Consider the following 24,294-nt stretch of genomic DNA (forward strand, 5'->3'; position numbering starts at 1 on the left):
CCTGAAACCATAGCAAACCGGAAGTTCACATGAAGGTCGCAGGCTTTGCAGGGTTCTCGGGCGCGGGCAAGACCACGCTGATCGAGCAGCTCATTCCCGCGCTCAGGACGCTGGGCCAGCGCGTGTCGGTGGTCAAGCACGCGCACCACAGGTTCGACATCGACCACCCGGGCAAGGACACCTTCCGCCACCGCGAGGCCGGCGCCTTCGAGGTGGTGGTGGCCTCGGACAAGCGGCTGGCGCTGATGCGCGAGTTCGAGCAGCCCACGCCGCTCACGGTGCACCACCTGCTGGCCGAGCTCTACGAGGGCGTGGACTGGGTGCTGGTGGAGGGCTTTCGGGACAGCAACCTCCAGAAGATCGAGGTCTGGCGCGCGGCCGCGGGCCACCCGGTGCGCTACCCGCACGACGACTTCATTGCCGCCGTGGCCACGTCGCTGCCCGCGCAGCTGCCCGAACCCACCCTGCGCCCGGTGCTGGATCTGGACGACCCGGCTGCCATCGCGCGCTGGCTGGCCGACAATGGCGAACGCTTCGACTACAACCCGGAACTGTTTGCATGAGCGCTTCCACTCCCCAGGCCACCTCGCCAGCCGCCGCCCCGCGCGCGCCGCTGCGCCCGCTCGACGAGGTGCTGGCCGACCTGCTGGGCCACGCCACGCCGCTGGCCGGCACCGACACCGTCTCCACCTTCGAGGCCGACGGCCGCGTGCTCGCGCAAGACCTGGTCTCGGCCCTGCAGGTGCCGCCGCAGGACAACAGCGCCATGGACGGCTACGCCGTGCGCGTGGCCGACCTCGCCACCGCCGCCGGCCAGCCCCTGGCCGTGAGCCAGCGCATTCCCGCGGGCAGCACGGGCACGGCCCTGGCCCCGGGCAGCGTGGCGCGCATCTTCACCGGCGCGCCCGTGCCGCCGGGCGCCGATGCCGTGGTGATGCAGGAAGAGGCCCAGCCCGCGGGCGAAGGCCGCGTGAGCTTCGCCGCGCCGCCGCCGCTGGGCCAGCACATCCGCCGCGCGGGCGAAGACATCCGTCTGGGCAGCGTGGTGCTGGCGCGGGGCCAGCGGCTGGACGCCGCCTCGCTGGGCCTGGCGGCCAGCATGGGCCTGGCCGGGCTGCCGGTGGCCCGCCGCCCGCGCGTGGCCCTGTTCTCCACGGGCGACGAACTGGTGCTGCCCGGCGATGTGCCGCCCGAGCAGATGAAGCCCGGCGCCATCTACAACGCCAACCGCTTCTTTCTGCGCGCTCTGCTGCGCCGGCTGGGCTGCGAGGTCACCGACCTGGGCGTGGTGCCCGACCGGCTCGATGCCACCGTGCAGGCGCTGCGCGGCGCGGCGCAGGCCCATGACCTGATCGTGACCAGTGGCGGCGTCTCGGTGGGCGAGGAAGACCATGTCAAGCCCGCGGTGCAGCAGCTGGGCTCGCTGGACCTCTGGCAGCTCGCCATCAAGCCCGGCAAGCCGTTTGCCTATGGGCGGGTGGGCGCGGCCCATTTCATCGGCCTGCCGGGCAACCCGGTGTCCAGCTTCGTGACCTATCTGCTGCTGGTGCGGCCCTTCATCCTCAAGCTGCAGGGCGCAACCGCGCTGTCGGTCCCGGCGGCCGCCGCGCGGGCCGACTTTGCCTGGCCCCGGGCCGACCGGCGCCGCGAGTTCGTGCGCGTGCGGCGCAACGCGGCGGGCGGCCTGGACCTGTTTGCCAACCAGAGCTCGGGCGTGCTGACCTCCATGGTCTGGGGCGATGGCCTGGTGGACATCGCGCCGGGCCGCACCATCGCGCCCGGCGACACCGTGCCGTTCATTTCACTCACGGAGCTCATGGCATGAAGGTGGGCATCAAGTACTTTGCCTCGATCCGCGAGGCCCTTGGCCAGGGCAGCGAAACCGTGCAGACCCAGGCCACCACCGTGGGCGCGCTGCGCGACGAGCTGATCGCGCGCGGCGGCGCCCATGCCCAGAGCCTGGCGCGCGGGCGGGCCGTGCGCGCCGCGCTTGACCAGGTCATGGCCGACGAGGCCGCGGTGCTGGCCGAGGGCTGCGAGGTGGCGTTCTTTCCACCGGTGACCGGGGGCTGACATGGCCCCCACGCTTGCCACTTTGTGTGCTGCGCTGCCCCCCGAGGGGGCTTCAGCCGCCTTGGGGCGGCCCGGCGGGGGCTGAACATGCCGGCGCGCGTGTCCATCCAGCAGGCCGATTTCAACCTCGCCGACGAGATTGCCGCGCTGCGCCAGGGCGATGGCCGCGTGGGCGCGGTCTGCAGCTTTGTGGGCACGGTGCGTGACCGCAATGACGGCACCCAGGTGGGCTCGATGGAACTGGAGCACTACCCCGGCATGACCGAGAAGGCCATCGAGGCCATGATCGACGAGGCGCTCAAGCGCTTTGACATCCACGCCGCGCGCGTGATCCACCGCGTGGGCCTGCTGCAGCCACTGGACCAGATCGTGCTGGTGGCCGTGACCTCGGCCCACCGCGGCCAGAGCTTCCAGGCCTGCGAGTTCCTCATGGACTACCTGAAGACCCGCGCGCCATTCTGGAAGAAGGAGCAGACCCCGCAGGGCGCGCGCTGGGTCGATGCGCGGGCGCAGGACGACGAGGCCCTGGCGCGCTGGGGCCTGAGCTGATCAGCCTGCGCTGAGCTGACTCAGTTCAGGTAGCGCGGCCGCCCCTGCGACGGGTCGTCCGGCGCCTCGGGCTCGGCCGGCGTGGCCACCGCCTGCGGCACCTGCCAGTCGGCCTGCACCAGGGCCTGGCGCGTCAGGTGCAGCAGGCCCTGCATCAGTTGCGGGTCGAGTTCGAGCTGGAAGCTGCGGGGCGCGCCGTCGCCGGGCGGTTTCTCCACAAAGTCCAGCCGCACCATGCTGCCGGGCAGCGGCGTGATGCTCACGTCGGTCACCAGCAGCGGGTCCTCGCCCAGCGGCAGGGAGTTCTGTTTCTCGTTGTAAGGGGTGTCAAAGTCGGCCTGCTGCAGGAACTCCTGCTTGCGGAAATCGGCCAGCATGGCCTTCATGTCCTCGTCGGCGCCCGTGCCCGAGGTGACGCTGGCCTCCAGCTTGACCAGCTGCTCGGTCAGCACCTTGTTCAGCAGCGGCCACAGCCCCAGCGTGAGCCGGCGCGTGAACCACAGGCGCAGTTCCTCGGCTTCGGTGGTGTTGATGCGCACCAGCACGCGGTCCTGCTCGCCCAGGTAGGTGACGGATAACTGGTGAACTTTCATCCGGTTGATTTTAGTCAGCCCGCGCCCTCGCGCGCAGGCGCAAACTGACCTTGAAAACCTGTGGATAACCCCAAGGTGCCGGACATGCGACAAGACACGGAGCCCTCATGCGACTCGACAAACTGACCACCAAATTCCAGGAAGCCCTGGGTGATGCCCAGAGCCTGGCCCTGGCCAATGACAACGCCTACATCGAACCCGTCCACGTGCTGGCCGCCATGCTGCGCCAGGACGACGGGCCCAAGGCCCTGCTGCAACGCGCCGGCGTCAACGTGCCGGGCCTGCAGGCCGCGGCCGATGCCGCGATCAAGAAGCTGCCCCAGGTGCAGGGCCAGGAGCAGGTGCAGGGCGGCCCCGAACTGGGCAAGCTGCTGCAGGCCACCGAGAAGGAAGCGCTCAAGCGCGGTGACCAGTTCATTGCCGGCGAGCTGTTCCTGCTCGCCGCGGCCGACAACAAGGGCGAGCTGGGCCAGATGGCCCGCGCCAACGGCCTCACGCGCAAGAGCCTGGAGGCCGCCATCGACGCCGTGCGCGGCGGGCAGGGCGTGGACAGCGCCGACGCCGAAGGCCAGCGCGAGGCGCTCAAGAAATACTGCCTGGACCTGACCGAGCGCGCCCGCCTGGGCAAGCTCGACCCGGTGATCGGCCGCGACGACGAGATCCGCCGCGCCATCCAGGTGCTGCAGCGGCGCACCAAGAACAACCCGGTGCTGATCGGCGAGCCCGGCGTGGGCAAGACCGCCATTGTCGAGGGCCTGGCCCAGCGCATCGTGGCCGGTGAAGTGCCCGATTCGCTCAAGGGCAAGCGCGTGCTGAGCCTGGACATGGCCTCGCTGCTGGCCGGTGCCAAATTCCGCGGTGAATTTGAGGAGCGCCTGAAGACCGTGCTCAAGGAACTGGCCAAGGACGAGGGCCAGACCATTGTCTTCATTGACGAGCTGCACACCATGGTGGGCGCCGGCAAGGCCGAGGGCGCGATGGACGCGGGCAACATGCTCAAGCCCGCGCTGGCGCGCGGCGAGCTGCACTGCGTGGGCGCGACCACGCTGGACGAATACCGCAAATACATCGAGAAAGACGCCGCGCTGGAGCGCCGCTTCCAGAAAATCCTGGTGGGCGAGCCCAGCGTGGAGGCGACCATCGCCATCCTGCGCGGCCTGCAGGAAAAATACGAGGTGCACCATGGCGTGCAGATCACCGACCCGGCCATCGTGGCCGCGGCCGAGCTCAGCCACCGCTACATCACCGACCGCTTTTTGCCCGACAAGGCGATTGACCTGATCGACGAGGCGGCCAGCAAGATCAAGATCGAGATGGACTCCAAGCCCGAGGTCATGGACCGGCTCGACCGCCGTCTGATCCAGCTGCAGATCGAGCGCGAGGCCATCAAGCGCGAGAAGGACGAGGCCTCGAAGAAGCGCTTCGAGCTGATCGAGGAAGAGATCGGCAAGCTGCAGAAGGAGATCGCCGACTACGACGAAATCTGGAAGGCCGAGAAGGCCCAGGCCCAGGGGTCCGCCACGGTCATGGAGGACATCGACAAGATCCGCTTCCAGATCGAGGAGCTCACCCGCAAGGGCGACTTCAACAAGGTGGCCGAGCTGCAGTACGGCAAGCTGCCCGAACTCGAGAAGCGCCTGAAAGAGGCGCAGGAAAAGGAAACCGCACGGGGCGCCACCACCGCCCCCCGGCTGCTGCGCACCCAGGTGGGCGCCGAGGAAATCGCCGAGGTCGTGGCCCGCGCCACGGGCATTCCCGTGGCCAAGCTGATGCAGGGCGAGCGCGACAAGCTGCTGGTCATGGAAGACAGGCTGCACGAGCGCGTGGTCGGCCAGGACGAAGCCATTGCCGCGGTGGCCAACGCCATCCGGCGCTCGCGCTCGGGCCTGTCGGATCCGAACCGGCCCACCGGCTCGTTCCTGTTCCTGGGGCCCACGGGCGTGGGCAAGACCGAGCTGTGCAAGGCGCTGGCGGGCTTTTTGTTTGACAGCGAAGACCACCTGATCCGCATCGACATGAGCGAGTTCATGGAGAAGCATTCGGTGGCCCGGCTGATCGGCGCGCCCCCCGGCTACGTGGGCTATGAGGAAGGTGGCTACCTGACCGAGGCCGTGCGCCGCAAGCCCTACAGCGTGCTGCTGCTGGACGAGGTGGAAAAGGCCCACCCCGATGTGTTCAACGTGCTGCTGCAGGTGCTGGACGATGGCCGCCTGACCGATGGCCAGGGCCGCACCGTGGACTTCAAGAACACGGTGATCGTGATGACCAGCAACATTGGTTCGCACATGATCCAGGCCATGGTGGGCAAGCCCGCCGAGGAGATCAAGGACGCGGTGTGGGACGAACTGAAGAACCACTTCCGCCCCGAGTTCCTCAACCGCATTGACGAGACCGTGGTGTTCCACGCGCTGGATGCCCAGCACATCGGCAGGATCGCGGCCATCCAGCTGCGCATTCTCCAGGCACGGCTGCAGAAGATGGACCTCACGCTGGAAGTCAGCGACGCCGCGCTGGCCGAGCTGGCCAAGGTGGGCTTCGACCCGGTGTTTGGCGCGCGGCCCCTGAAGCGCGCGATCCAGCAGCGCATCGAGAACCCGCTGAGCAAGCTCATCCTCGAGGGGCGCTACCCGCCCAAGAGCGTGATCCCGGTCAGCGTGGACCCGGTGCGCGCGCCCGGCGTCTTCGAGTTTGGCCGCGCCGTGGATGCGGCCGCTCAAAACCCCGAGGCGGATGCCGACGCCGTGGCCGCCTGAATGCCCAACCCAGAGGGCCGACAATAGGCGCATGCAAGGTCTCTTCAACTTTCTCCTGCGGCTGGTCCTGCTGGCCGCGGGCCTGCTGTTTGCCGCCAGCCTCGCGCTGGCGGTGATGGTGCTGCTGGCCCTGTGGGGCCTGCGCATGCTGTGGGCCCGCCTCACGGGCCGGCCGGTCACGCCGTTCGTGATGCGCGTGGACCCGCGCGCGGGCTTTGGCCGCTTCTATGGCGGCTTTCCCGGCGGGCGCGGTCGCGCGCCAGGCCACGCCGACGCGCCGGTGCAGCCCCCGGGCCCGCGCAGCGTGGCCGATGTGACCGACGTCCAGCCCAAGGAACCCCGCCACTGACCCCGTCCGGCTGAGCCGGGCACAGGGCGATGCACGCTGACAGCCATTGTCAGAGACGGCCTACGCCCGTCTGACGCGCGGCCGCGCACCATTTGGAGGTTCTCTTGCAAAACCTCACACCAAGGAGCGGCCATGCCCCACAACGCGGACCGGCGCGGGTTCCTGCGCAAATCATTCGCCATCGTTCCCGCGGCGGCACTCACCGGCGCGGCCCACACCCAGCAGGCCCCGCGGCCCGTGGCCGCGTCCGAGGGCCCGGTGCCGGCGCCTTCAGCGCCTTACCAGCCCAGCTTCTTCAACGCCGTGGAATGGGCCTGGCTGCAGGCCGCGGTGGCGCGGCTGATCCCGGCCGACGACACCGGTCCGGGCGCGCTGGAGGCCGGCGTGCCCGAGTTCATCGACCGGCAGATGGAAGGGCCGTTCGGCCACGCGGCCACGCGCTACATGCAGGGGCCGTTTGTCGAGTCGCCGCCCGAGTTTGGCTACCAGGGCCAGCTCACGCCGCGTGAGCTGTACCGCGCGGGCATGGCGGCCGTGGACGCGCACTGCAAGGCCAACCTGGGCGGCAAGGCCTTCGCGCAACTGGACGCCGCGGCGCAGGACACCGTGCTCAAGTCGCTGGAATCGGGCGCGCTGAAATTTGACACGTTGCCGGCGAAGACCTTCTTTGGCTTCCTGCTGCAAAACACCAAGGAGGGTTACCTCAGTGACCCGATCCATGGCGGCAACAAGAACGCTGGCGCGTGGAAGATGATCGGCTTTCCGGGCGCGCGCGCCGACTTTGCCGACTGGGTGGGCCGGCCCGGCGTGCGCTACCCGTTGCCGCCCGTCACCATCAACGGGCCGCAAGGCTGAAGGAGCACCCCATGGCAACACAGAAAAAACCGGCCGTGGACGCGGTGCTCGTGGGCTTTGGCTGGACCGGCGCCATCATGGGCATGGAGCTCACGGCGGCCGGCCTCAAGGTGCTGGCGCTGGAGCGCGGCGAGAACCGCGACACGAACCCTGACTTTGCCTACCCCCGCAACACCGACGAGCTGAGCTACGGCATCCGCGGCAAGCTGTTCCAGAACCTGGCGCGCGAGACCGTGACGGTGCGCCACACGCCCGCCGACGTGGCCGTGCCTTACCGCCAGCTCGGCTCGTTCCTGCCCGGCGACGGCGTGGGCGGCGCGGGTGTGCACTGGAACGGTCACCAGTGGCGCCCGCTGCCCGACGACCTGCGCATCCGCAGCCGCACCATCGAGCGCTACGGCGCGAAATTCATTCCCGAGGGCATGCACCTGCAGGACTGGGGCGTGACCTATGAGGAGCTGGAGCCGCACTTTGACCAGTTCGAGAAAGTCTGCGGCACCTCGGGCAAGGCCGGCAACCTGCGTGGCCAGATCCAGCAGGGCGGCAACCCGTTTGAAGGCGCGCGCAGCAGCGACTACCCGCTGCCGCCGCTGGCCTCGGTCAACAGCGCGCTGGTGTTCGAGAAGGCCGCGCGCGAGCTGGGCTACCACCCGTTTCCGCAGGCCGCGGCCAATGCCTCGCGGCCCTACACCAATCCGCATGGGGCGCAGCTGGGGCCGTGCAACTTCTGCGGGTTCTGCGAGCGCTTTGGCTGCTACAACTATGCCAAGGCCTCGCCCCAGACCACGCTGCTGCCCACGCTGATGCACCGGTCCAACTTCGAGCTGCGCACGCGCTCGCATGTGCTGCGCGTGAACATGGCGGCCGATGGCAAGCGCGCCACCGGCGTGACCTACATCGACGCGCAGGGCAACGAGGTCGAGCAGCCGGCCGACCTGGTGGTGCTGTGCGCCTACCAGTTGCACAACGTGCGGCTGCTCATGCTGTCCAGCATTGGCCAGCGCTATGACCCGGCCACCGGCAAGGGCGTGGTGGGGCGCAACTACGCCTACCAACTGGGCGGCGGTGCGGCGCTGTTCTTTGACAAGACCCAGCCCATGAACCCGTTTGTGGGCGCTGGCGCCAGCGGCAGCGTGATCGACGACTTTGACGGCGACAACTTCGACCATGGCCCTCTGGGTTTCGTTGGCGGCGCCAGCATCAACTGCATCAACACCGGCGGGCGGCCGATCCAGCAGACCAGCCTGCCGGCCGGCGCGCCCGCCTGGGGCGCGGGCTGGAAGAAGGCGCTCAAGGACAACTACCTGTACACCGCCAGCGTGGGCAGCCAGGGCTCGGTCATGGCCTACCGCGACAACTACCTGGACCTGGACCCGACCTACAAGGACGTGCACGGCCAGCCCCTGCTGCGCATGACCTTTGACTGGAAGGCCAACGACCTGGCCATGACGAAATTCATCGTGGGCAAGATCGAGGGCATCGCCCGCGCCATGGGCCCGCGTGAGTACAGGATCGGCATGAAGAAGCCGGGCGACCACTACGACCTGCGCGCCTACCAGTCCACCCACAACACCGGCGGCGCGCCCATGGGCACCGACCCGTCCACCAGCGCCGTCAACCGCTACCTGCAAAGCTGGGACGTGCCCAATGTGTTTGTGATGGGCGCCAGCGCCTTTCCGCAGAACTTTGGCTACAACCCTACGGGCATGGTGGGCGCGCTGGCCTACTGGTCGGCGCGCGCGATTCGCGAGCGCTACCTCAAGCAACCCGGCGCACTGGCGTGAAGGAGCAGACCATGGCATGGACCTGCCTTCGGGCCTTCTTCACTACCGCGCTGTGTGCGCTGGCCTGTGCCGGCGCGACGGCACAGTCGAAGCCGCCAGCGACAGTGCCAGCCGCTGATCCCGCGCCCACGCCCGCGTCCGCTTCCGTGCCCGACCCGCGCGACGCGGCGGTGGTGCGCGGCGAATACCTGGCGCGGGCGGGCGACTGCATCAGCTGCCACACCCGCCCGGGCGGCGCCCCGTTCGCCGGTGGCCTGCCGATGAAGACGCCGTTTGGCACCATCATCTCGACCAATATCACGCCCGAGCCGCAGCAGGGCATTGGCCAGTACACGCAGGAAGACTTCACGCGCGCCCTGCGCGAAGGCCGGGCCCGCGACGGCCACCACCTGTACCCGGCCATGCCCTACACCAGCTTCTCGCGGCTGAGTGACGCCGACCTGCAGGCGCTGTACGCCTATTTCATGAAGGGGGTGCCGCCCGCGCGCCAGGACAACCCCGTGACCGACCTGGCCTGGCCGTTCAGCATGCGCGGCCTGATGGCGCTGTGGAACTGGCGCTACCTGCCCGACAAGCCGTTTGAGGCCGACCCGGCCCGCAGCGCGCAGTGGAACCGCGGTGCCTACCTGGTGCAGGGCCTGGGCCACTGCGGCGCCTGCCACACGCCGCGCAGCTTCACCGGGGCCGAGAAGGCCCGCTCGGAGCAGGGCGGCGAGGCTTTCCTGTCGGGCGCGGTGATCGATGGCTGGTACGCGCAGCCGCTGCGCAACAGCGTCACGCCCGGGCTGGCCACCTGGTCAACCACCGAGATCGTGGACTACCTCAAGACCGGCCGCACGGCCCGCACCGCCGCGTTCGGACCCATGACCCAGGTGGTGAGCAACAGCACCCAGCACCTGAGCCGCGAGGACCTGGGCGCCATTGCGGGCTACCTCAAGTCCATTGGCGGCGAGGGTGACGCGGCCGTGATCGCGCCGCCGGCCGCGACCGACGCCACAGCGGCGGCGCTGCGCCAGGGCGAGACCACCAAGCCCGGCTCGCTGGTGTTCCTCAACAACTGCGCCGCCTGCCACCGCACGGACGGAGAGGGCGCGCGCCGCACCTTCCCCTCGCTGGCGCACAACAGCGCGGTGGCCGCGTCGGACCCGACCTCGCTGATCCGCATCGTGTTGCAGGGCTCGGCCATGGCGCGCACCGCCGAGGCGCCGTCACAACTGGCCATGCCGGCCCTGGGCTGGCGCCTGACCGACGCCAACGTGGCTGACGTGCTGAGCTTCATGCGCAGCAGCTGGGGCAACCGGGCGGCGCCCGTCACGCCCGAGCAGGTGGCGCGGGTCAGGGCCGACGTGCAGGCCGCCGCGAAGGGCGCCGCACGCTGACCCTGGCAGCGGGCGTGTCGCCAGTTCGACGCGCCCGCCGTGGCGGCGCGGCTAGCATGCGTGCATGACCGAACCCGCCGCCGACACGCCTGTCCCCGAAGGCTTTCGCCCTGCCCGCATGGGCGGGCCGTTCATCAGCTTCAACGGCCCGCTGTACGCGCGGCTGGACGGTGAGCGCCTGCTGCTGGGCTTCCGGGTCGAGCCGCGGCACGCCAACCCGCTGAAGATGTGCCACGGCGGCATGCTCGCCACCTTTGCCGACATGCTGCTGCCCATGGCCGCGATGTACCAGGCCGAAGGGGAGCGCCGCTTCCTGCCCACCATCAGCCTGCAGATCGATTACCTCGCGCCCGCGCTGCTGGGCGCCTGGGTGCAGGGCCAGGCCGACGTGCTGCGCAGCACGCGCAACATGATGTTCATCCAGGGCCTGGTCAGCGCCGATGGCGCCCCCGCGCTGCGCGTGAGCGGCATCTTCAAGCAGGGCCCGCTGATCGGCGACGGCACCGACCGCGACCCGCTTTTGCTCCGAAATAAATAGCAAAGAGTGGCCGCCAGTCCTGGACTCCAGCCCTGTTTGACCTAAATTTGTCCCGTGGGCCCCCGACCCGTGGGGCACAGCTGGTTGACGGGCACCTCGCCGCGGATGTATTGCTCCTCTTCCTCGGGCGTGGCCAGCCGGACCTGCTCCAGCTGCTGGCGCCTGCCGTAGTAGTCCTCGAGCAGGCGGGCCATTTCGGCCGGGACATCAGTGCCTTGCGGGAACGCCTTGAGCCAGCGCCGTGCGCGCCCGTCGAAAAGAAACTCGATCACCCAGACCTGGCTGGTTTTGAAGAAGGGCGGCATGCGGGCCTCAGTTTGCCTCCGCCACCCGTTTCATGTCGGCCAGGCCGGCCTCGAAGTCGGGGCCGACCATGGCCTCCATGCTGAAAAACGTGGTCATGAGCCTGCTGATGTAGGGGCTGGGGCCGAACATGGCCCAGTTCACCAGCGTGCCGTCGCCCTGCGGCTTGAGCGTGAAATCGGCCATGTTGTGGGCCTCGAACGGGCTGATGAAGTCGAGCTTGATCAGCACCCGCGCGGGCACGGCCGATTCGGTGATCTCCATGCGCCCCTGGCCCACGTTCTTGTTGCCGTCCCAGGCATAGACCGAGCCCACGCCGCTGGCCGGGCCGCTGCGGGTGCGCTTCATGGCCGGGTCTTTCTTTTCCCAGGGCGACCACCGGGGCCAGGCGTCGAAGTTGTTGATCAGCGCATGCACCTTCTCGGGCGGCGCCTTGATGGTGATGCTTCGTTCGATGCGGAAGCTGTCGGGCTTGGTGGCGGCGTAGATCAGCACGCCGGCAACGAGCAGGACGACGACGAGGGCAATGGTTTTGAGCATGAGGAACTCCCGGGTGAAAACTGGATGACTGAAATGACGAAGGTGGGCGGGGCGCCGCGTCAGTGCGCGGGTGCGGCCTGCGCCATCCCGGTGGCGGCACCGGTGCGGATCAGCAGCGCGCTGAGCAGCGCCGCCACGCCGGCAAACACGGCGCCCACCACAAAGGCTGTCTGGTAGCCGCCGTTGAGCGCGAGCGGCAGCGCCACGCCGCGCGCCAGCAGGCCCGTGGTGCGCGCGGCCGCCAGGCTGGCCAGCACGGCCAGGCCGAGCGCGCCGCCCATCATGAAGGCGGTGTTGACCACGCCCGAGGCCAGGCCGGAGTCGGCCGGGCTCACGTCGCTCATGGCGGCCAGCAGCAGCGGGTTGAACGCAATGCCCGCGCCCAGGCCCAGCAGCAGCATGCCCGGCAGCACATGCACGGCAAACTGGCCACCGGCCGGCGCCTGGGCAAACAGCAGCAGGCCCACGGCGGCCAGGCCCAGGCCCGTGGCCAGCGGCCCGCGGATGCCAAAGCGCATCACGATGCGCGCCGACAGCCCCAGCGAGAACGCCGCCATGATCAGGTTGGCGGGCAGGAAGGCCAGGCCCACCTGCATGGCGCTGTAGCCCAGCACCAGCTGCAGGTACAGCGCCGAGATGAAGAACCACGCAAACATGGCCGCCGCCCACAGCACGCCCACCACGTTGGCGGTGGACACATTGCGCAGCCGGAACAGCGCCAGAGGCATCAGCGGCGCGGCCACGCGCGACTCGATGGCGATGAACGCCGCCATCAGCAGCGCCGCCGCGCCCAGCAGCCCCAGCGTCTGGCCGGAGCGCCAGCCTGCTTCGTTGCCGTTGACCACGCCGTACACCGCGAGCATGAGCGACAGCGTGACCGTGAGCGCGCCGGCCACGTCCAGCCGCTGGCCCGCCGAGCCAGCGCCCGGGGCGATCAGCCGCAGGCACAGCGCATACACGGCCACGCCAATGGGCAGATTGACCAGGAAGATCCAGTGCCAGCTCAGCGTGCTGGTGAGCAGGCCGCCCAGCAGCACGCCAATGCTGCCGCCACCCGCGCAGACAAAGCCGTACACGCCCATGGCCCTGGCGCGCTCGCCAGGCTCGGTGAACAGGTTCATGATCAGCGACAGCGCCACGGCCGACACCACGGCGCCGCCCAGGCCCTGCACCGCGCGGGCCGCCACCAGCAGCCCCTGCGAATGGGCCACGCCGCAGGCCAGCGAGGCCAGCGTGAACAGCACGATGCCGGCCAGGAACATGCGGCGGTGGCCGAACAGGTCACCCAGCCGCCCGCCCAGCAGCAGAAAGCCGCCAAAGGTCAGCATGTAGGCATTGACCACCCAGACCAGCGAGGTCTCGGTGAACTTCAGATCCTGTCGGATCGAGGGCAGGGCCACGTTCACGATGGTCGTGTCCAGCACGATCATCAGCACGCCCAGGCACAGCACCATCAGGGCCAGCCAGCGCTGGCGGGAAGAGGAAGACGAGTTCATGGTTGCAAGGCGCCCGTGTCAGTACACCACCTGGGTCTTGAAGCCACCCCAGATCATTCGCTTGCCATCAAACGGCATGGTCTTGGGGTCCATGGCCTGGATGCGCGGGTCGGCCATGACCTTCTTGTTGACGGCGTCGCGCTGCTTGCGCGACTTGTAGGTGATCCACGAGAACCACACCACCTCGTCGGCCTTGAGCTTGACCGCCTGCGGGAACGAGGTGAGCTTGCCGGGCTTCACATCATCGGCCATGCATTCGGTGTAGCTCAGCGCACCGTGCTCCATCCAGATCTTGCCGGCCTTGCGGGCCAGGCGGCGGTAGGCCTCGCTCTGGGCCTTGGGCACCGCGAGCAGAAAGCCATCGACGTAGCTTGCCATGTCCATCTCCTTGCAAAAGGGGTTAAAAAAATCTGCGTCCTGCCTGCACGACGAAGAGCCCGGGCAGGATTCGACATCGCCCAGCCTGCATTTGCCTAAGGGTTAACCCGGGGAAATGGGGGAAGCTGTTTCCTGGCGTTGCAGGGTGGCCGCCGCCAGGAAAGCCGCCGCCACCATGATCAAGGCGCTCAGGGCCGCGCATGCCCGCAGGCCCTGCACAAAGGCCAGCCGGGCCGCGCCCTGCAGGGCCGGACCGGCGGGCTCGGGCCACTGCGCCGCGAGCGCCAGCGCGCCGCCCACGGTGCTGCGCGCGGCTTCGATGGCCATGGCCGACAGACCCGGCGGCAGCGCGTCGGCCATGGCGTTGCGGTAAATGGCCGCGGCGACGCTGCCCAGCACGGCAATGCCCAGCGCGCCGCCAAACTCGCTGCTGGTCTCTGACAGGGCGGAGGCCGCCCCCGTGCGCTCAGGCGGCGCGGTGCTGATCACCACGTCGGTGGTCAGGGCCACCACGGGTGACAGGCCCAGTGCAAACACCACCGTGCCGGCCACCAGCAGCGCCAGTGCCTGGGTGTCCACCTGGCTGATCATGGCAAAACCCAGGGCGCCCATGACCAGGCCGCCCACCATCACGCGCGGCGTGCCCAGCCGGCGCACCAGCAGCGGCACCACGAATGACCCCGCAATGAAGCCCAGCGCCGAGGGCAGCGTCCACAGCCCGGCCTGCAGCGGCGCCATGCCCAGCACCAGTTGCAGGTACTGCGCCTCGTAGAGAAATGCCGCAAACATGGCAAAGAAGCTCAGGATGTTGATCAGCAGCGCCGCGCCAAAGCCCGGCCGGCGCAGCAGGGCCAGGTCAATCAGCGGCACGGCCAGCCGCTGCTGGCGCACCACAAACAGCGCGCCCAGCAGCAGCCCGGTGGCCATGGCCAGCAGGCCCAGGGGCGTGACCCCGTGCTCGGCCATGCGCTTCATGCCAAAAATGATGCTGAGCACCGCGGCCATGGACAGCGCGGCGCTGGCAATGTCGAGCCGGCCAGCATGCGGGTCGCGGAACTCGGGCAGCAGCAGCGGCCCCAGCACCAGCAGCAGCACCATAACGGGCACCGCGAGCAGGAACACCGCCTGCCAGCTGAAGTGCGCCAGCACCACGCCGCCGAGCAGCGGGCCGATGGCGCCGCCGGTGGAAAAGCTGGCAATCCACACCCCAATCGCAATGCGCCGCTCATGCGGGTCGTGGAACATGTTGCGGATCAGCGAGAGCGTGGACGGCGCCAGTGTGGCGCCCGCCACGCCCAGCAGTGCGCGCGCGGCAATCAGCATGTTGGCGCTGTGCGAGAGCGCCGCCAGCACCGAGGCCACGCCAAAGGCCGCCGCGCCAATCATCAGCAGGCGGCGCCGGCCGATGCGGTCGCCCAGCGTGCCCATGGTGATGAGCGAGCCCGCGACCAGAAAGCCGTAGATGTCCACGATCCACAGCATCTGCGCGGCGCTGGGTTTGAGGTCGGCGGTGATGGCCGGAATGGCCAGGTTCAGCACCGACAGGTCCATCGCGTACAGCAGGCAGGGCAGGGCGATCACGGCCAGGCCGATCCACTCGCGGCGGCTGGCCTGCGGGCCGGGCAGGGGGGCCATGCGCTTACTTGAGGGGGATAACCGTGCCCGGCGGCAGCGCCACGGCGGTGACCGCGTTTTGCGGCGAGCCTTCAATCACGCGGTCGGAGTAGGTGAGGTAAACCAGCGTGTTGCGCCTGGTGTCGACCATGCGGATCACGCGCAGCTTCTTGAACACCAGCGAGATGCGTTCGCTGAACATCTCTTCCTGCTTGTCCAGCGGCTTGCCCGTGGGGAAGGTGATGGGGCCGGTCTGGCGGCAGGCAATCGACGCCTCGGCCTTGTCCTCGGCCAGGCCCAGCCCGCCCTTGATGCCGCCGGTCTTGGCGCGCGACACATAGCAGGTCACGCCGCCGACCTTGGGGTCGTCATAGGCGTCGACCACGATCTTGTGGTCGGGCCCGAAGAACTTGAACACCGTGTCGACTTCGCCGACCGATTCGCCGCCGGCCTTGCCGCAGGCGGCCAGCAGCAGCGCGATCATGAGGCTGTATTTTTTCATCCCTCTGTCCTGGTTGGGGGAAACAGCCTTGGACTGTAGCGGCTTTGCCGCCGGGGCGTCAGAGCAGGCCGCGTGCGTCGGCGGCGCGGATGACCTGCATCAACTCGTCCACATCATCGGCCGTGGCCAGCGGCTTGCTGAGCGCCTGCTGCAGGTGGCGCGGCAGGCGCAGCGGCGGCGGTGGCCGGGTGGGCCGGGTCTGGGTGCTGGCGTCGGCATGGGCCGGCTCGGGGGTGGGGTACAGAAAAATCATGGCGTGCTTTCAAATCATCAATGGCTTGATGATGCGAGGCGCGCCGGGGCGCTCTGGTAGGCGGGGCGGGTATTTGGCTGTCAGCTTCGTCGGGTGGGCTTGTAGGCGATTGGCTTACTTTGCAGGCGGCTAGCCGGGGTGGGCGGCCCTTATGGATTCCTGACGCTTCCCCTGCCACACTTCGGTCATGTTCACCGAATTCACGGGGCGACCGACCACGCGCAGCGCAGCCGCATTGTCGGCGGTGGGCCTTCTGGGGCTGGCGACCTTGCTGGCTTTCTGCCTGGATTCGCAGGTGTCGCTCACCAGCCTGGCCATGGTGTACCTGCTGGCCGTGGTGGTGGCGGCGTATCTTCTGGACTGGGTGGCTTCGGCCGCCACGGCGGTGGCGGCTGTCACGGCACTCAATTTCCTCTTTGTTCCGCCGCGCTGGACGTTCGAAGTGGAGAGCCGGGATCATCTGATTGCGCTCTCCGCGATGTTGGTGGTGTCTCTGGTCATCAGCCATCTGGCGCGTGGGCTGCGGCGCGAGGCGGCGCTGGCCCGGCTCAACGAGCAGCGCGCGCAGCAACTCCAGTGGCTGGCAACCGAGCTGGGTGCCGCTCAAACCCCTCAGGAGGTGTGTGAGTTGGGGCGGCGGGCCTTGCTGCAGGCCTTCGCCGGGCCGGTGCTGCTGGTCGGGCTGGATCCTGATGGCTCGATGCAGACCGAACCGTCCGTTCCTTCTCTGGTGCGCCAGGGGCTGCAGCAATGCGTCAAGGAGAACGCCGTTCTGGGGCCGGGTACGGGTCGCTGGCCGGGTCTGAATGCCTGGTACCTGCCCATGGGAAATGCCGAGGAGACGCTGGGCGTGGTGCAGGTTCAGCCCGCCCGGGCTGGCGACAACGAGGGCCGCCTGCATGCCGCCGCGCTGGTCGCGCTTTTGGGCCAGGCCCTGCTGCGGCTGAGGTTGAACAGGGCGGTGCTGGCGGCCCAGGGCGAAGCGCAGCGCCAGCATTTGCTCAACACCTTTTTGGCGGCGATTTCCCATGATCTTCGCACCCCCCTGGCCGCGATCACGGGGGCGGCCACTTCCCTGCAGACTCAGGGCGAGCGCTTGTCGCATGCCAGTCGGGAACGGCTCATGGGCAGCATCGTGAGTGAGGCCACCTACCTCAATACCCTGGCAGAAAACACGCTGCACCTCACGCGCCTGACCTCGCAACAGACCATGTTGCCCCTGCAGTGGGAGTCGCTGGAGGAGCTGGTTGGCACGGCGGTGGCGCGCATTCGCCAGCGTGACCCCGATCGACGCATCAGCACAAGGGTCCAGCCCGGCCTGCCGCTGGTGCGCGCGGAACCGGTGCTGATGGGGCGGCTGCTGGCCAATCTGCTCGACAACGCGCTTCACTACAGCGACGGTCCGGTGGAGGTGACCGCGCAGGCGGGGCCGGCGGAACTCAGCCTCTGCGTCAAGGACAGGGGCCGCGGATTGACCGAAGAGCTCAAGGCCAGATTGTTCCTGCCCTTCAGCCGTGGCGACCACACAGGCCTGCGCGGGGCTGGGTTGGGGCTGGCGGTGTGCCATGCCATTGCCAGTGCCCATGGCGGACGCCTGAGTGCACGCAATCGCAAGGGCGGTGGCGCGGCATTCTGTCTGACGCTGACACTTGAGCCTCAACCTGATCTGTCAGAGGCCATGCCGTGAAGCTGCGTGTGTTGCTGGTCGAGGACGATCCGCATGTCAGGGGGTTCATGCAGGAAGCCCTGTCGGTGGAGGGGTTCGAGGTCCTGACGGCGGCCTCGCTGAGCGAGGCGCAGGCCATGTTCCGGCACGGGGGTGTCGGCCTGATCCTGCTGGACCTGGGGCTGCCTGACGGCGACGGCGAAGTGCTGTTGCGCGAGATGCGCCAGCAAGGCAACCTGCCGGTCATCGTGGTCTCGGCGCGTGACCAGGAAGCGCAGAAGATTCAACTGCTCGACGCAGGCGCTGATGATTTCCTGACCAAGCCGTTCAGCGTGGGGGAATTGCTGGCTCGCATCCGGGTGAGCCTGAGGCACCGCGGCACCGCGCTATTGCCAGCCGTCACGCTGCACGCGCTTGATGATTTGCGCGTGGATCTGCAAAGACATGTGGTGTGCCTCAACGATGCCCCGGTTCACCTGACGCCCACCGAGTACCGGCTGCTGGCCCGCCTGGTCCGCCAGGCCGGACGCGTGGTCACGCACCGGCAACTGCTGGCTGACGTCTGGGGCGCCGAGTTCACCGAGCACACACACTACCTGCGGCTGTACATGGCCCAGCTTCGAGCCAAGCTGGAGCGCAATCCGGCCGAGCCGCGCCACCTGCTGACCGAGGCCGGCGTGGGCTACCGGCTGGCGGACACCTGAGCCGCCCGCTGCTGCCCGCCCTTATGCTTTCCTGACACCCGGGGTGTCACATTGAAAGTCTTGCAACTTCCAGGGCATTCATGAGCGACTCCCTCGTTTCCCCAGCTGACAGGCAACCCTCGGGGCGGGCACTGGGCATCCTGATGCTCGGCGCGTTGGGCGTCGTCTATGGCGACATTGGCACCAGCCCGCTTTACACCATGAAGGAGATATTTGGCGTGGCCAAGGTCCCCCTGGACGCGGCGCATATCGTGGGGGCCGTTTCCACCATTGTCTGGGGCCTGCTCATGGTGGTGACGCTCAAGTACGTCGTGCTGGTTCTGCGGGCCAACAACCGGGGCGAAGGCGGCGTTCTGGCACTGGCTGCCCTGGCTGCCCAGTCGGTGGGTGGCAAGAGCCAGCGACGGGCGGGATTGCTGCTGTTGGGCATGGCGGGCGCCGCGCTGTTTTACGGCGACAGCGTGATCACCCCGGCAATCTCGGTGCTCAGTGCAGTGGAAGGCCTGGAAATTGTGACGCCGTTGCTCAAGCCCTATGTCCTGCCGGTATCAATGGCCGTGCTGATCGCGCTGTTTGCCGTGCAGCGCCGGGGGACCGCGCGGGTGGGGCGCCTGTTTGGTCCCGTCATCCTGTTGTGGTTTGCGGTGTTGGCGTTCACCGGTGGGGTGCAGGTTGCGCGGCAGCCAGGGATATTGTGGGCACTCAACCCGCTTGAGGCGCTGGCCTTCCTGCGTGGACAGGGCTGGCATGTATTTGCGGCTGTCGGTGCCATCGTCCTGGCCTTTACCGGGGCCGAGACGCTTTACGCCGACATGGGGCACTTTGGCAAGCGGCCGGTCCGGTGGGCCTGGTCGGGCTACGTGCTTCCTGCACTGGCATTGCAGTACATGGGGCAGGGCGCACTGCTCATGCGGGATGCCTCGGCGCTGGAGAACCCCTTTTACCGGATGTTTCCCCAGGAGTGGCTGCTGCCCGCGGTGGCGCTGGCGACGCTGGCCACGGTGATTGCGTCGCAGGCCGTGATCTCGGGCGCGTATTCCATGACCCGCCAGGCGGTCCAGCTTGGCCTGCTGCCCCGCATGAAGGTGATCTATACATCCGCCAGAGATGCCGGGCAGATATACATGCCCCAGGTCAACTGGGTGCTGCTGGCGGCCGTGCTGGCCGCCGTGCTGGGCTTTGGCAGTTCCAGCGCGCTGGCTTCTGCCTATGGCATTGCCGTGACACTGACCATGTTCATCACCACCGTGCTGACCTTCTTTGTGGTGCGCCATGGCTGGGGCTATCCCCTGCCACTGGCGCTGGGGGCGACGGGCGCCTTCCTGGCACTGGACGCACTGCTGGTGGCCTCTTGCGCGCTCAAGTTTCCGGAAGGGGGCTGGTTCCCCATTGCCGCTGGTATTGCCATCGTCCTGGTGATGACGACTTGGCGACGCGGGCGCGAAATTCTTCTGGACACCATTCGTCGCGATGATCCCGACCTTCAGCAATTCGTTCGTGGACTGGCAGGGAGTTTTCCGCAACGCGTGCCGCGAACCGCCGTCTATGCCGTGGCCAATCCAGACACCGTCCCCCAGGCCCTCATGCACAACCTCAAGCACAACCAGGTGCTTCACGAGCGCAACCTGATCCTGAATGTGGTGTTCCATGAGGTGCCGTGGATTCCTTTTGGCGAGAGGGTCAAGGTCACACCACTGGAGCCCGGCTTCTGGCGGGTGGAGGTGCACTATGGTTTCAAGAATATTCCGGACATCCCCCAGGCCCTCTCGCTATGTGCTGCCCAGGGCGTGGACATCAACCTGTTTGAAACGTCGTACTTCCTGAGCCGGGAAATCATCGTGCCCACCCGGGGGCCTGGCATGGCTGGCTGGCGTGAGGCGCTCTTCGCCCTGATGTCCCGCAACGCGGGCAATGCGGCGGACTTCTTCCGCTTGCCGGGCAATTGCGTGATCGAGTTGGGAACCCGGGTTCAGATCTGACGGCACTACGCAACATCTGGCGTGAGCACTGGAGGTCAACCACAGGGCAGGTCGGCATATCAAGTTTCGAGCGGTGGTTTGGCGGCCTCTTTCAAGCAACGCGTCATGTCCCGCTTGCGCTTCGCATTGGCTGCGCGCCAGGCGCTTCTGGCTAGTTCCACAAATCGATCCTCGGCAATATCAGGCGCGCGGGCTGTGCCCCGGTCCTGATCGAGCCAGCCCGTCGGTTGGCGGGCGTGGTGTTCGATCTGCCTGGCCAGCTTGTCGCTGATGGGGCGGGCACTCTTGATCTGGCTCCACATGCTGGGCGAGATTTCCAGCAGGGCGGCAAATGTCTGGTCCAGGCCCTTGGGTGCGTCGCCGGCCGCAATGCGCTCCTGCAAAAAGGTCTGGTAGAGCGCGACCACATTGGCGCGGCGGGTAACGGTGGTTGGGGGCACGTGTGGAAAAGCTGCAACAGCGGAAAAATTAATTGTCTCCGGTGTTGACCGGATCGTAAAGACTCTTTACAGTTCGCCCACTGCCTGAAACGGCATGACCATTTTTATCAACACAAGGAACCGATCGTGATCACCAAGCCCGCATTCACAACCAGCTTGACCCATTTGGGTCGGCGTGCGTTGGTATGCGCCACGTTCATCCAGCCATGGATGAATGGCCGCGAGGATCGCCCTTTTCCGGGAATGGAAGACGTGTAGACGCTTCTTCCATCAGCTCTTTCGAGAGGCCCGGATTCCACAAGGATCCGGGCCTTTTTTTTCGCTCCTTTTGGGGGTGCTTGCAGTGATCGCGCTGCAAGTCGCTGCGTCATGGCGCGGCGAATTGATCTTTAACAAGTTGCCGCGGGGCAGCGCCGGTACTGGCCGGACGCGAGCTCCGCAGAAAGAAGTGGATGCCGGTCTCATGCCGGTCATCTGCTCCATTTCGGGTGTGCCTATGCACCACCGTCGCCGCGCTGCCCTGGAGTGGGTGCGACGGGATGTGCAGGGTGTCGCTCACCGTTGTGCAGCGAGGCTCACAGGCGGCGTCATGCCGTCTGCTCGCGCGTAGACACAGCCGAAATGGAGAAGCATTCGCCCCGTTAGCCCAGTGGAATCAGAGCACTGGCCTACGAACCCAGGGGTCGCACGTTCGAATCGTGCATGGGGCACCAGATCAAAGTCGTGTTCGTCTAGATGGCCAAGGACACCTGAATTTCAATCAGGAGATCGCGGGTTCGACTCCCGCACACGACGCCATCAAGACCAGAGCGAGCCCTCAGTAATGAGAGCTTGCGGAAACCGGTCGCAAAGATTGGGCGGCACCGGAACCCGTCACCGGAAATTCAGAGGTCCGTTAGCTCAGTGGCCAGAGTGGTTCCCTGTCGAGGAACAAGTCGCGGGTTCGACTCCCGCACGGACCGCCAATTCCGAGAACATCAACCAACCCGTTAACTTCCAAGGAGGACGACATGAAACGGCAACACACCGGCGAACAGCCGCAACGCCAACCGGTCGTCGCCTTGGCGAGGAACCGAATGGCTTGGGCCAGGCTCTGGCGCGCCACGAAGCAGTGGCGCCGCCGCATGGTCGAAGCGGACGATGCCGACCTGGCACAGCGCGTTCGCCTGAGTGGCGAATGGTGAGAGCAATGGTCCACCGTTTGACGAAAAAAAATTTTAGCAACGAAAGGAAAGCATCATGCAAGCGCATGTCCTGCAACTCGATATCCAGGGAACCCCTCAGGCCTGGATTTCGCTGGAACAGGCCGCGCTGCATTACGCCACCGACGGCGTGGCGTGGGAAGACGGAGCAGGCCCTCTGGCCACCCTGCGTGGCGGCTGGAGCGTGGCGCGGGGTGTGCAGTCCACGCTGGCGGTGCACCCCATCATCGCCCTGCGCGGCTCGCCCCGACGCAACCTGTTTGATGTGGTGCCTGGCTTCAGCAAGTCCAAGCTGCTGCGGCGCGACCGTTTCACCTGCGCGTACTGCGCGCGGGTGTTTGCCGAGCGCGACCTGCAGTGCGAGCACATCCTGCCCGCATCGCGGGGGGGTGCGTGGTCGTGGATGAACCTGGTCACGGCCTGCGCCGCGTGCAATGGCCGCAAGGCCGACCGCACGCCCGAGGAGGCGGGCATGCCCCTGGTGTACCTGCCCTATGTGCCGACCCGCTTTGAGGATTTTCTTCTGGTGGGCCGCAACATCCGGGCCGACGTGCACCTGTGGCTGGCCTCTCGCCTGCCCAAAGGATCGCGACTGAACTGAGGCTGTCCACAGTCAGAGTTCAGCCCACACATCTTCCGCAGAAGGCGAACGCTCACAGGAGCGGGGTTGGGGCAAAGGCCCGCCCCGCCGGTGTCATTGCCCGGGCCTGGCCCGTGGGCGGGTGACATGCCGCACCGCCGGAAACGGTTGATACGGGTGATGTGGGGATACCTCCTCGACGAGCCGGGTTCGACTCCCGGATCACCCACCCCATTGGATAGCTCAGTCGGGTAGAGCAGTCTTTGCATAAAAGACCGGTCACGGGTTCGACTCCCGTTCCAAAGCAAACCAGGGTCGAAAGACCCGCGCCGCTGCAGTCGCGGGGCAAGCCTGATCCGACGTTGCCGCCCCGAGCGGCAACGCAGGACCGGACGAGCCCTGCAACTGCCCTCGGTGGCGGCCGGCGCTGAAACCGCCCGGTCCGCGCCCACGGCCAGCACAGGCTGCCTTGCCGGGTGGCCTGAGCGCACCGTGACGCCCGGCCCTGTGCCTTCAGCGTTTGCAGCCCCCGTTGCCGCGGCGCACCCCTTCATTCACACGCATCCAACACAAGGAGAACACCATGGAATTCAAGCGTGTCAGCATCAAGAAAAACGAGCGCGGCATCCTGCTGCGCAATGGTGACTTTGACCGCGTGCTGCGGCCCGGCCGTCACCTGCTGTTCAGCGGTCTGGACACGCTGCGCGTGGAAAACTTCGCGCTCGACCAACCCGCATTCGCCCACAGTCTGGCGGACTACCTCATGGCCAGGGAAGCCGGGGTGGTCGCGGCCGAGTTCGTGCGCGTCGAGCTGGGCGAGACCCAAGCCGGCCTGCGTTCCGAGAACGGCGTGTTGGTGGAAGTGCTTGCTCCCACCACGCGGCGCCTGTACTGGAAGGGGCTGGTGGACGTGCAGGTGGAGGTGATCGACCTGGTCGCCTCGCCCGAGCTCGCCCCTGGCACGGTGGCCCGCCTGACGCAGACCCAGCTGCGCCAACGTGGCGTGACCGGCCTGGCCGGTGTGCTGCAGGTGCAGGTGCCCGAACACTCGGTGGGCGTGCTGACCGTTGACGGCAAGGTGGAACGCCTGCTGGTGCCCGGTGCGTACGCGTTCTGGAAGTTCAACCGCAATGTGGCGGTGGATCTAGTGGACATGCGCCTGCAGTCGCTGGAAGTCACGGGCCAGGAAATCCTGACCCGCGACAAAGTCAGCCTGCGGCTGAACCTGGCGGCCACCTGGCGCTACACCGATGTGCTCAAGGCCTTCACCCAGCTGCAAAAGCCCGCGGAACACCTGTACCGCGAGCTGCAGTTCGGGCTGCGCGCCGCTGTGGGCACCCGCACGCTGGATGAGCTGCTGGAGAACAAGACGGTCATCGACGAAGTGGTGACCACCTATGTGCGTGGCCGCCTGTCCGCGTGGGGGCTGGCGCTGGACGGCGTGGGTGTGAAAGACATCGTGCTGCCCGGCGAGATGAAAACCATCCTGGCCCAGGTGGTCGAGGCGGGCAAGTCGGCGGAAGCCAACGTGATCCGCCGGCGCGAAGAAACCGCCGCCACGCGTTCCCTGCTCAACACGGCCAAGGTCATGGAGGACAACCCCGTGGCCCTGCGCCTGAAGGAGCTGGAAACGCTGGAGCGTGTGGCCGAGCGCATCGACAAGATCTCCGTCTTCGGCGGTCTGGACCAGGTGCTCAACGGGCTAGTGAAGCTCAAGCCCTAGCAACCCTCCGGGGGCGGCCTTTGGTCGCCCCCGTTCTTTGG

The 24,294-nt window shown here is 67.5% G+C and carries 25 protein-coding genes and 4 tRNA genes; 20 read left to right on the top strand and 9 right to left on the bottom strand.

Annotated features, from left to right (window positions below; translation table 11 throughout):
- The first annotated feature begins 29 nt into the window (after nucleotides 1–29).
- From mobB to moaE, 4 genes are all read left to right on the top strand, one after another.
- A complete protein-coding gene (gene mobB, locus KF796_10295; GenBank protein MBX3587027.1) occupies nucleotides 30–563 on the top strand; it encodes a molybdopterin-guanine dinucleotide biosynthesis protein B in 534 nt (177 codons plus the stop codon).
- Nucleotides 560–1,825 (top strand): molybdopterin molybdotransferase MoeA, encoded by a 1,266-nt coding sequence (locus KF796_10300; GenBank protein MBX3587028.1) that lies wholly within the window; start codon nucleotides 560–562, stop codon nucleotides 1,823–1,825. The genes mobB and KF796_10300 overlap by 4 nt, the downstream gene beginning before the upstream one ends.
- A complete protein-coding gene (gene moaD / locus KF796_10305; protein MBX3587029.1) occupies nucleotides 1,822–2,073 on the top strand; it encodes a molybdopterin converting factor subunit 1 in 252 nt (83 codons plus the stop codon). Before KF796_10300 ends, moaD begins: the two co-directional genes overlap by 4 nt.
- Before the next feature lie 87 nt (nucleotides 2,074–2,160).
- Nucleotides 2,161–2,622, top strand: coding sequence for a molybdopterin synthase catalytic subunit MoaE (gene moaE / locus KF796_10310; GenBank protein ID MBX3587030.1), 462 nt, complete (start codon nucleotides 2,161–2,163; stop codon nucleotides 2,620–2,622).
- A gap of 20 nt (nucleotides 2,623–2,642) precedes the next feature.
- On the opposite strand, the gene KF796_10315 is transcribed toward moaE, so the two are convergent.
- A complete protein-coding gene (locus KF796_10315; protein ID MBX3587031.1) occupies nucleotides 2,643–3,215 on the bottom strand; it encodes a hypothetical protein in 573 nt (190 codons plus the stop codon).
- A gap of 107 nt (nucleotides 3,216–3,322) precedes the next feature.
- Between KF796_10315 and clpB the strand changes: the two genes are divergently transcribed.
- The 6 genes from clpB to KF796_10345 all read left to right on the top strand — a co-directional run bounded on the left by clpB (nucleotide 3,323) and on the right by KF796_10345 (nucleotide 10,873).
- The gene (gene clpB, locus KF796_10320; protein MBX3587032.1) at nucleotides 3,323–5,968 is read left to right on the top strand and encodes an ATP-dependent chaperone ClpB; all 2,646 of its coding nucleotides are present in this window, start codon (nucleotides 3,323–3,325) and stop codon (nucleotides 5,966–5,968) included.
- Between the two features lie 31 nt (nucleotides 5,969–5,999).
- Entirely contained in the window at nucleotides 6,000–6,317 is a 318-nt protein-coding gene (locus KF796_10325; protein ID MBX3587033.1) for a hypothetical protein, read from the top strand.
- 132 nt (nucleotides 6,318–6,449) lie between these two features.
- A complete protein-coding gene (locus KF796_10330) occupies nucleotides 6,450–7,172 on the top strand; it encodes a gluconate 2-dehydrogenase subunit 3 family protein (GenBank protein MBX3587034.1) in 723 nt (240 codons plus the stop codon).
- 11 nt (nucleotides 7,173–7,183) lie between these two features.
- Complete coding sequence (locus tag KF796_10335) at nucleotides 7,184–8,956, top strand: GMC family oxidoreductase (GenBank protein ID MBX3587035.1); 1,773 nt, start codon at nucleotides 7,184–7,186, stop codon at nucleotides 8,954–8,956.
- An 11-nt stretch (nucleotides 8,957–8,967) separates the two neighbouring features.
- Nucleotides 8,968–10,335 (top strand): cytochrome c, encoded by a 1,368-nt coding sequence (locus KF796_10340; protein ID MBX3587036.1) that lies wholly within the window; start codon nucleotides 8,968–8,970, stop codon nucleotides 10,333–10,335.
- Between the two features lie 64 nt (nucleotides 10,336–10,399).
- Nucleotides 10,400–10,873, top strand: coding sequence for a PaaI family thioesterase (locus KF796_10345; GenBank protein ID MBX3587037.1), 474 nt, complete (start codon nucleotides 10,400–10,402; stop codon nucleotides 10,871–10,873).
- 41 nt (nucleotides 10,874–10,914) lie between these two features.
- Here KF796_10345 and KF796_10350 read toward each other — a convergent pair whose 3' ends face one another.
- From KF796_10350 to KF796_10380, 7 genes are all read right to left on the bottom strand, one after another.
- Nucleotides 10,915–11,178: a hypothetical protein gene (locus KF796_10350; protein MBX3587038.1), complete on the bottom strand. Its 264-nt coding sequence runs from the start codon at nucleotides 11,176–11,178 to the stop codon at nucleotides 10,915–10,917.
- A 7-nt stretch (nucleotides 11,179–11,185) separates the two neighbouring features.
- Nucleotides 11,186–11,716 carry an SRPBCC family protein gene (locus KF796_10355; protein ID MBX3587039.1) on the bottom strand — a complete coding sequence of 177 codons (531 nt, stop codon included), beginning with the start codon at nucleotides 11,714–11,716 and terminating at the stop codon, nucleotides 11,186–11,188.
- 59 nt (nucleotides 11,717–11,775) lie between these two features.
- Nucleotides 11,776–13,212 (bottom strand): DHA2 family efflux MFS transporter permease subunit, encoded by a 1,437-nt coding sequence (locus tag KF796_10360; GenBank protein ID MBX3587040.1) that lies wholly within the window; start codon nucleotides 13,210–13,212, stop codon nucleotides 11,776–11,778.
- A gap of 18 nt (nucleotides 13,213–13,230) precedes the next feature.
- Nucleotides 13,231–13,590: a DUF1428 domain-containing protein gene (locus KF796_10365; protein ID MBX3587041.1), complete on the bottom strand. Its 360-nt coding sequence runs from the start codon at nucleotides 13,588–13,590 to the stop codon at nucleotides 13,231–13,233.
- A gap of 102 nt (nucleotides 13,591–13,692) precedes the next feature.
- A complete protein-coding gene (locus KF796_10370; GenBank protein MBX3587042.1) occupies nucleotides 13,693–15,225 on the bottom strand; it encodes an MFS transporter in 1,533 nt (510 codons plus the stop codon).
- Nucleotides 15,226–15,229: 4 nt separating this feature from the next.
- Nucleotides 15,230–15,706, bottom strand: a complete 477-nt coding sequence (locus KF796_10375) for a CreA family protein (protein ID MBX3587043.1) — start codon at nucleotides 15,704–15,706, stop codon at nucleotides 15,230–15,232.
- Nucleotides 15,707–15,764: 58 nt separating this feature from the next.
- Nucleotides 15,765–15,959, bottom strand: coding sequence for a hypothetical protein (locus KF796_10380; protein ID MBX3587044.1), 195 nt, complete (start codon nucleotides 15,957–15,959; stop codon nucleotides 15,765–15,767).
- Between the two features lie 187 nt (nucleotides 15,960–16,146).
- Here KF796_10380 and KF796_10385 point away from each other — a divergent pair, with 187 nt between their 5' ends.
- From KF796_10385 to KF796_10395, 3 genes are all read left to right on the top strand, one after another.
- A complete protein-coding gene (locus KF796_10385) occupies nucleotides 16,147–17,646 on the top strand; it encodes a DUF4118 domain-containing protein (protein ID MBX3587045.1) in 1,500 nt (499 codons plus the stop codon).
- Nucleotides 17,643–18,329 carry a response regulator gene (locus KF796_10390; GenBank protein ID MBX3587046.1) on the top strand — a complete coding sequence of 229 codons (687 nt, stop codon included), beginning with the start codon at nucleotides 17,643–17,645 and terminating at the stop codon, nucleotides 18,327–18,329. The genes KF796_10385 and KF796_10390 overlap by 4 nt, the downstream gene beginning before the upstream one ends.
- An 80-nt stretch (nucleotides 18,330–18,409) precedes the next feature.
- A complete protein-coding gene (locus KF796_10395; GenBank protein ID MBX3587047.1) occupies nucleotides 18,410–20,308 on the top strand; it encodes a potassium transporter Kup in 1,899 nt (632 codons plus the stop codon).
- 59 nt (nucleotides 20,309–20,367) lie between these two features.
- Here the strand turns inward: KF796_10395 and KF796_10400 are convergent, their stop codons facing one another.
- Nucleotides 20,368–20,748, bottom strand: coding sequence for a hypothetical protein (locus KF796_10400; protein ID MBX3587048.1), 381 nt, complete (start codon nucleotides 20,746–20,748; stop codon nucleotides 20,368–20,370).
- A gap of 635 nt (nucleotides 20,749–21,383) precedes the next feature.
- On the opposite strand from KF796_10400, the gene KF796_10405 reads away from it, so the two are divergent.
- From KF796_10405 to KF796_10435, 7 genes are all read left to right on the top strand, one after another.
- Nucleotides 21,384–21,461: transfer RNA gene (locus KF796_10405), tRNA-Arg, on the top strand.
- Between the two features lie 7 nt (nucleotides 21,462–21,468).
- Nucleotides 21,469–21,546 (top strand) — tRNA-Glu (locus tag KF796_10410).
- Nucleotides 21,547–21,637: 91 nt separating this feature from the next.
- Nucleotides 21,638–21,713: transfer RNA gene (locus tag KF796_10415), tRNA-Asp, on the top strand.
- 45 nt (nucleotides 21,714–21,758) lie between these two features.
- Nucleotides 21,759–21,932 carry a hypothetical protein gene (locus tag KF796_10420; protein MBX3587049.1) on the top strand — a complete coding sequence of 58 codons (174 nt, stop codon included), beginning with the start codon at nucleotides 21,759–21,761 and terminating at the stop codon, nucleotides 21,930–21,932.
- A gap of 55 nt (nucleotides 21,933–21,987) precedes the next feature.
- Entirely contained in the window at nucleotides 21,988–22,551 is a 564-nt protein-coding gene (locus KF796_10425; GenBank protein ID MBX3587050.1) for an HNH endonuclease, read from the top strand.
- Nucleotides 22,552–22,762: 211 nt separating this feature from the next.
- A tRNA-Met gene (locus KF796_10430) sits at nucleotides 22,763–22,835 on the top strand.
- Nucleotides 22,836–23,113: 278 nt separating this feature from the next.
- Nucleotides 23,114–24,253 (top strand): slipin family protein, encoded by a 1,140-nt coding sequence (locus KF796_10435; protein ID MBX3587051.1) that lies wholly within the window; start codon nucleotides 23,114–23,116, stop codon nucleotides 24,251–24,253.
- Nucleotides 24,254–24,294: the final 41 nt, after the last annotated feature.

The organism is Ramlibacter sp., from assembly GCA_019635435.1.
In the GTDB taxonomy this organism is placed as follows: Bacteria; Pseudomonadota; Gammaproteobacteria; order Burkholderiales; family Burkholderiaceae_C; genus JAHBZM01.

Bases quoted from the DNA above. Each gene is read 5' to 3' on its own strand.
- mobB (MBX3587027.1), top strand. From the start codon at position 30: ATGAAGGTCGCAGGCTTTGCAGGGTTCTCGGGCGCGGGCAAGACCACG.
- KF796_10300 (MBX3587028.1), top strand. From the start codon at position 560: ATGAGCGCTTCCACTCCCCAGGCCACCTCGCCAGCCGCCGCCCCGCGC.
- moaD (MBX3587029.1), top strand. From the start codon at position 1,822: ATGAAGGTGGGCATCAAGTACTTTGCCTCGATCCGCGAGGCCCTTGGC.
- moaE (MBX3587030.1), top strand. From the start codon at position 2,161: ATGCCGGCGCGCGTGTCCATCCAGCAGGCCGATTTCAACCTCGCCGAC.
- KF796_10315 (MBX3587031.1), bottom strand. From the start codon at position 3,215: ATGAAAGTTCACCAGTTATCCGTCACCTACCTGGGCGAGCAGGACCGC.
- clpB (MBX3587032.1), top strand. From the start codon at position 3,323: ATGCGACTCGACAAACTGACCACCAAATTCCAGGAAGCCCTGGGTGAT.
- KF796_10325 (MBX3587033.1), top strand. From the start codon at position 6,000: ATGCAAGGTCTCTTCAACTTTCTCCTGCGGCTGGTCCTGCTGGCCGCG.
- KF796_10330 (MBX3587034.1), top strand. From the start codon at position 6,450: ATGCCCCACAACGCGGACCGGCGCGGGTTCCTGCGCAAATCATTCGCC.
- KF796_10335 (MBX3587035.1), top strand. From the start codon at position 7,184: ATGGCAACACAGAAAAAACCGGCCGTGGACGCGGTGCTCGTGGGCTTT.
- KF796_10340 (MBX3587036.1), top strand. From the start codon at position 8,968: ATGGCATGGACCTGCCTTCGGGCCTTCTTCACTACCGCGCTGTGTGCG.
- KF796_10345 (MBX3587037.1), top strand. From the start codon at position 10,400: ATGACCGAACCCGCCGCCGACACGCCTGTCCCCGAAGGCTTTCGCCCT.
- KF796_10350 (MBX3587038.1), bottom strand. From the start codon at position 11,178: ATGCCGCCCTTCTTCAAAACCAGCCAGGTCTGGGTGATCGAGTTTCTT.
- KF796_10355 (MBX3587039.1), bottom strand. From the start codon at position 11,716: ATGCTCAAAACCATTGCCCTCGTCGTCGTCCTGCTCGTTGCCGGCGTG.
- KF796_10360 (MBX3587040.1), bottom strand. From the start codon at position 13,212: ATGAACTCGTCTTCCTCTTCCCGCCAGCGCTGGCTGGCCCTGATGGTG.
- KF796_10365 (MBX3587041.1), bottom strand. From the start codon at position 13,590: ATGGCAAGCTACGTCGATGGCTTTCTGCTCGCGGTGCCCAAGGCCCAG.
- KF796_10370 (MBX3587042.1), bottom strand. From the start codon at position 15,225: ATGGCCCCCCTGCCCGGCCCGCAGGCCAGCCGCCGCGAGTGGATCGGC.
- KF796_10375 (MBX3587043.1), bottom strand. From the start codon at position 15,706: ATGAAAAAATACAGCCTCATGATCGCGCTGCTGCTGGCCGCCTGCGGC.
- KF796_10380 (MBX3587044.1), bottom strand. From the start codon at position 15,959: ATGATTTTTCTGTACCCCACCCCCGAGCCGGCCCATGCCGACGCCAGC.
- KF796_10385 (MBX3587045.1), top strand. From the start codon at position 16,147: ATGTTCACCGAATTCACGGGGCGACCGACCACGCGCAGCGCAGCCGCA.
- KF796_10395 (MBX3587047.1), top strand. From the start codon at position 18,410: ATGAGCGACTCCCTCGTTTCCCCAGCTGACAGGCAACCCTCGGGGCGG.
- KF796_10420 (MBX3587049.1), top strand. From the start codon at position 21,759: ATGAAACGGCAACACACCGGCGAACAGCCGCAACGCCAACCGGTCGTC.
- KF796_10425 (MBX3587050.1), top strand. From the start codon at position 21,988: ATGCAAGCGCATGTCCTGCAACTCGATATCCAGGGAACCCCTCAGGCC.
- KF796_10435 (MBX3587051.1), top strand. From the start codon at position 23,114: ATGGAATTCAAGCGTGTCAGCATCAAGAAAAACGAGCGCGGCATCCTG.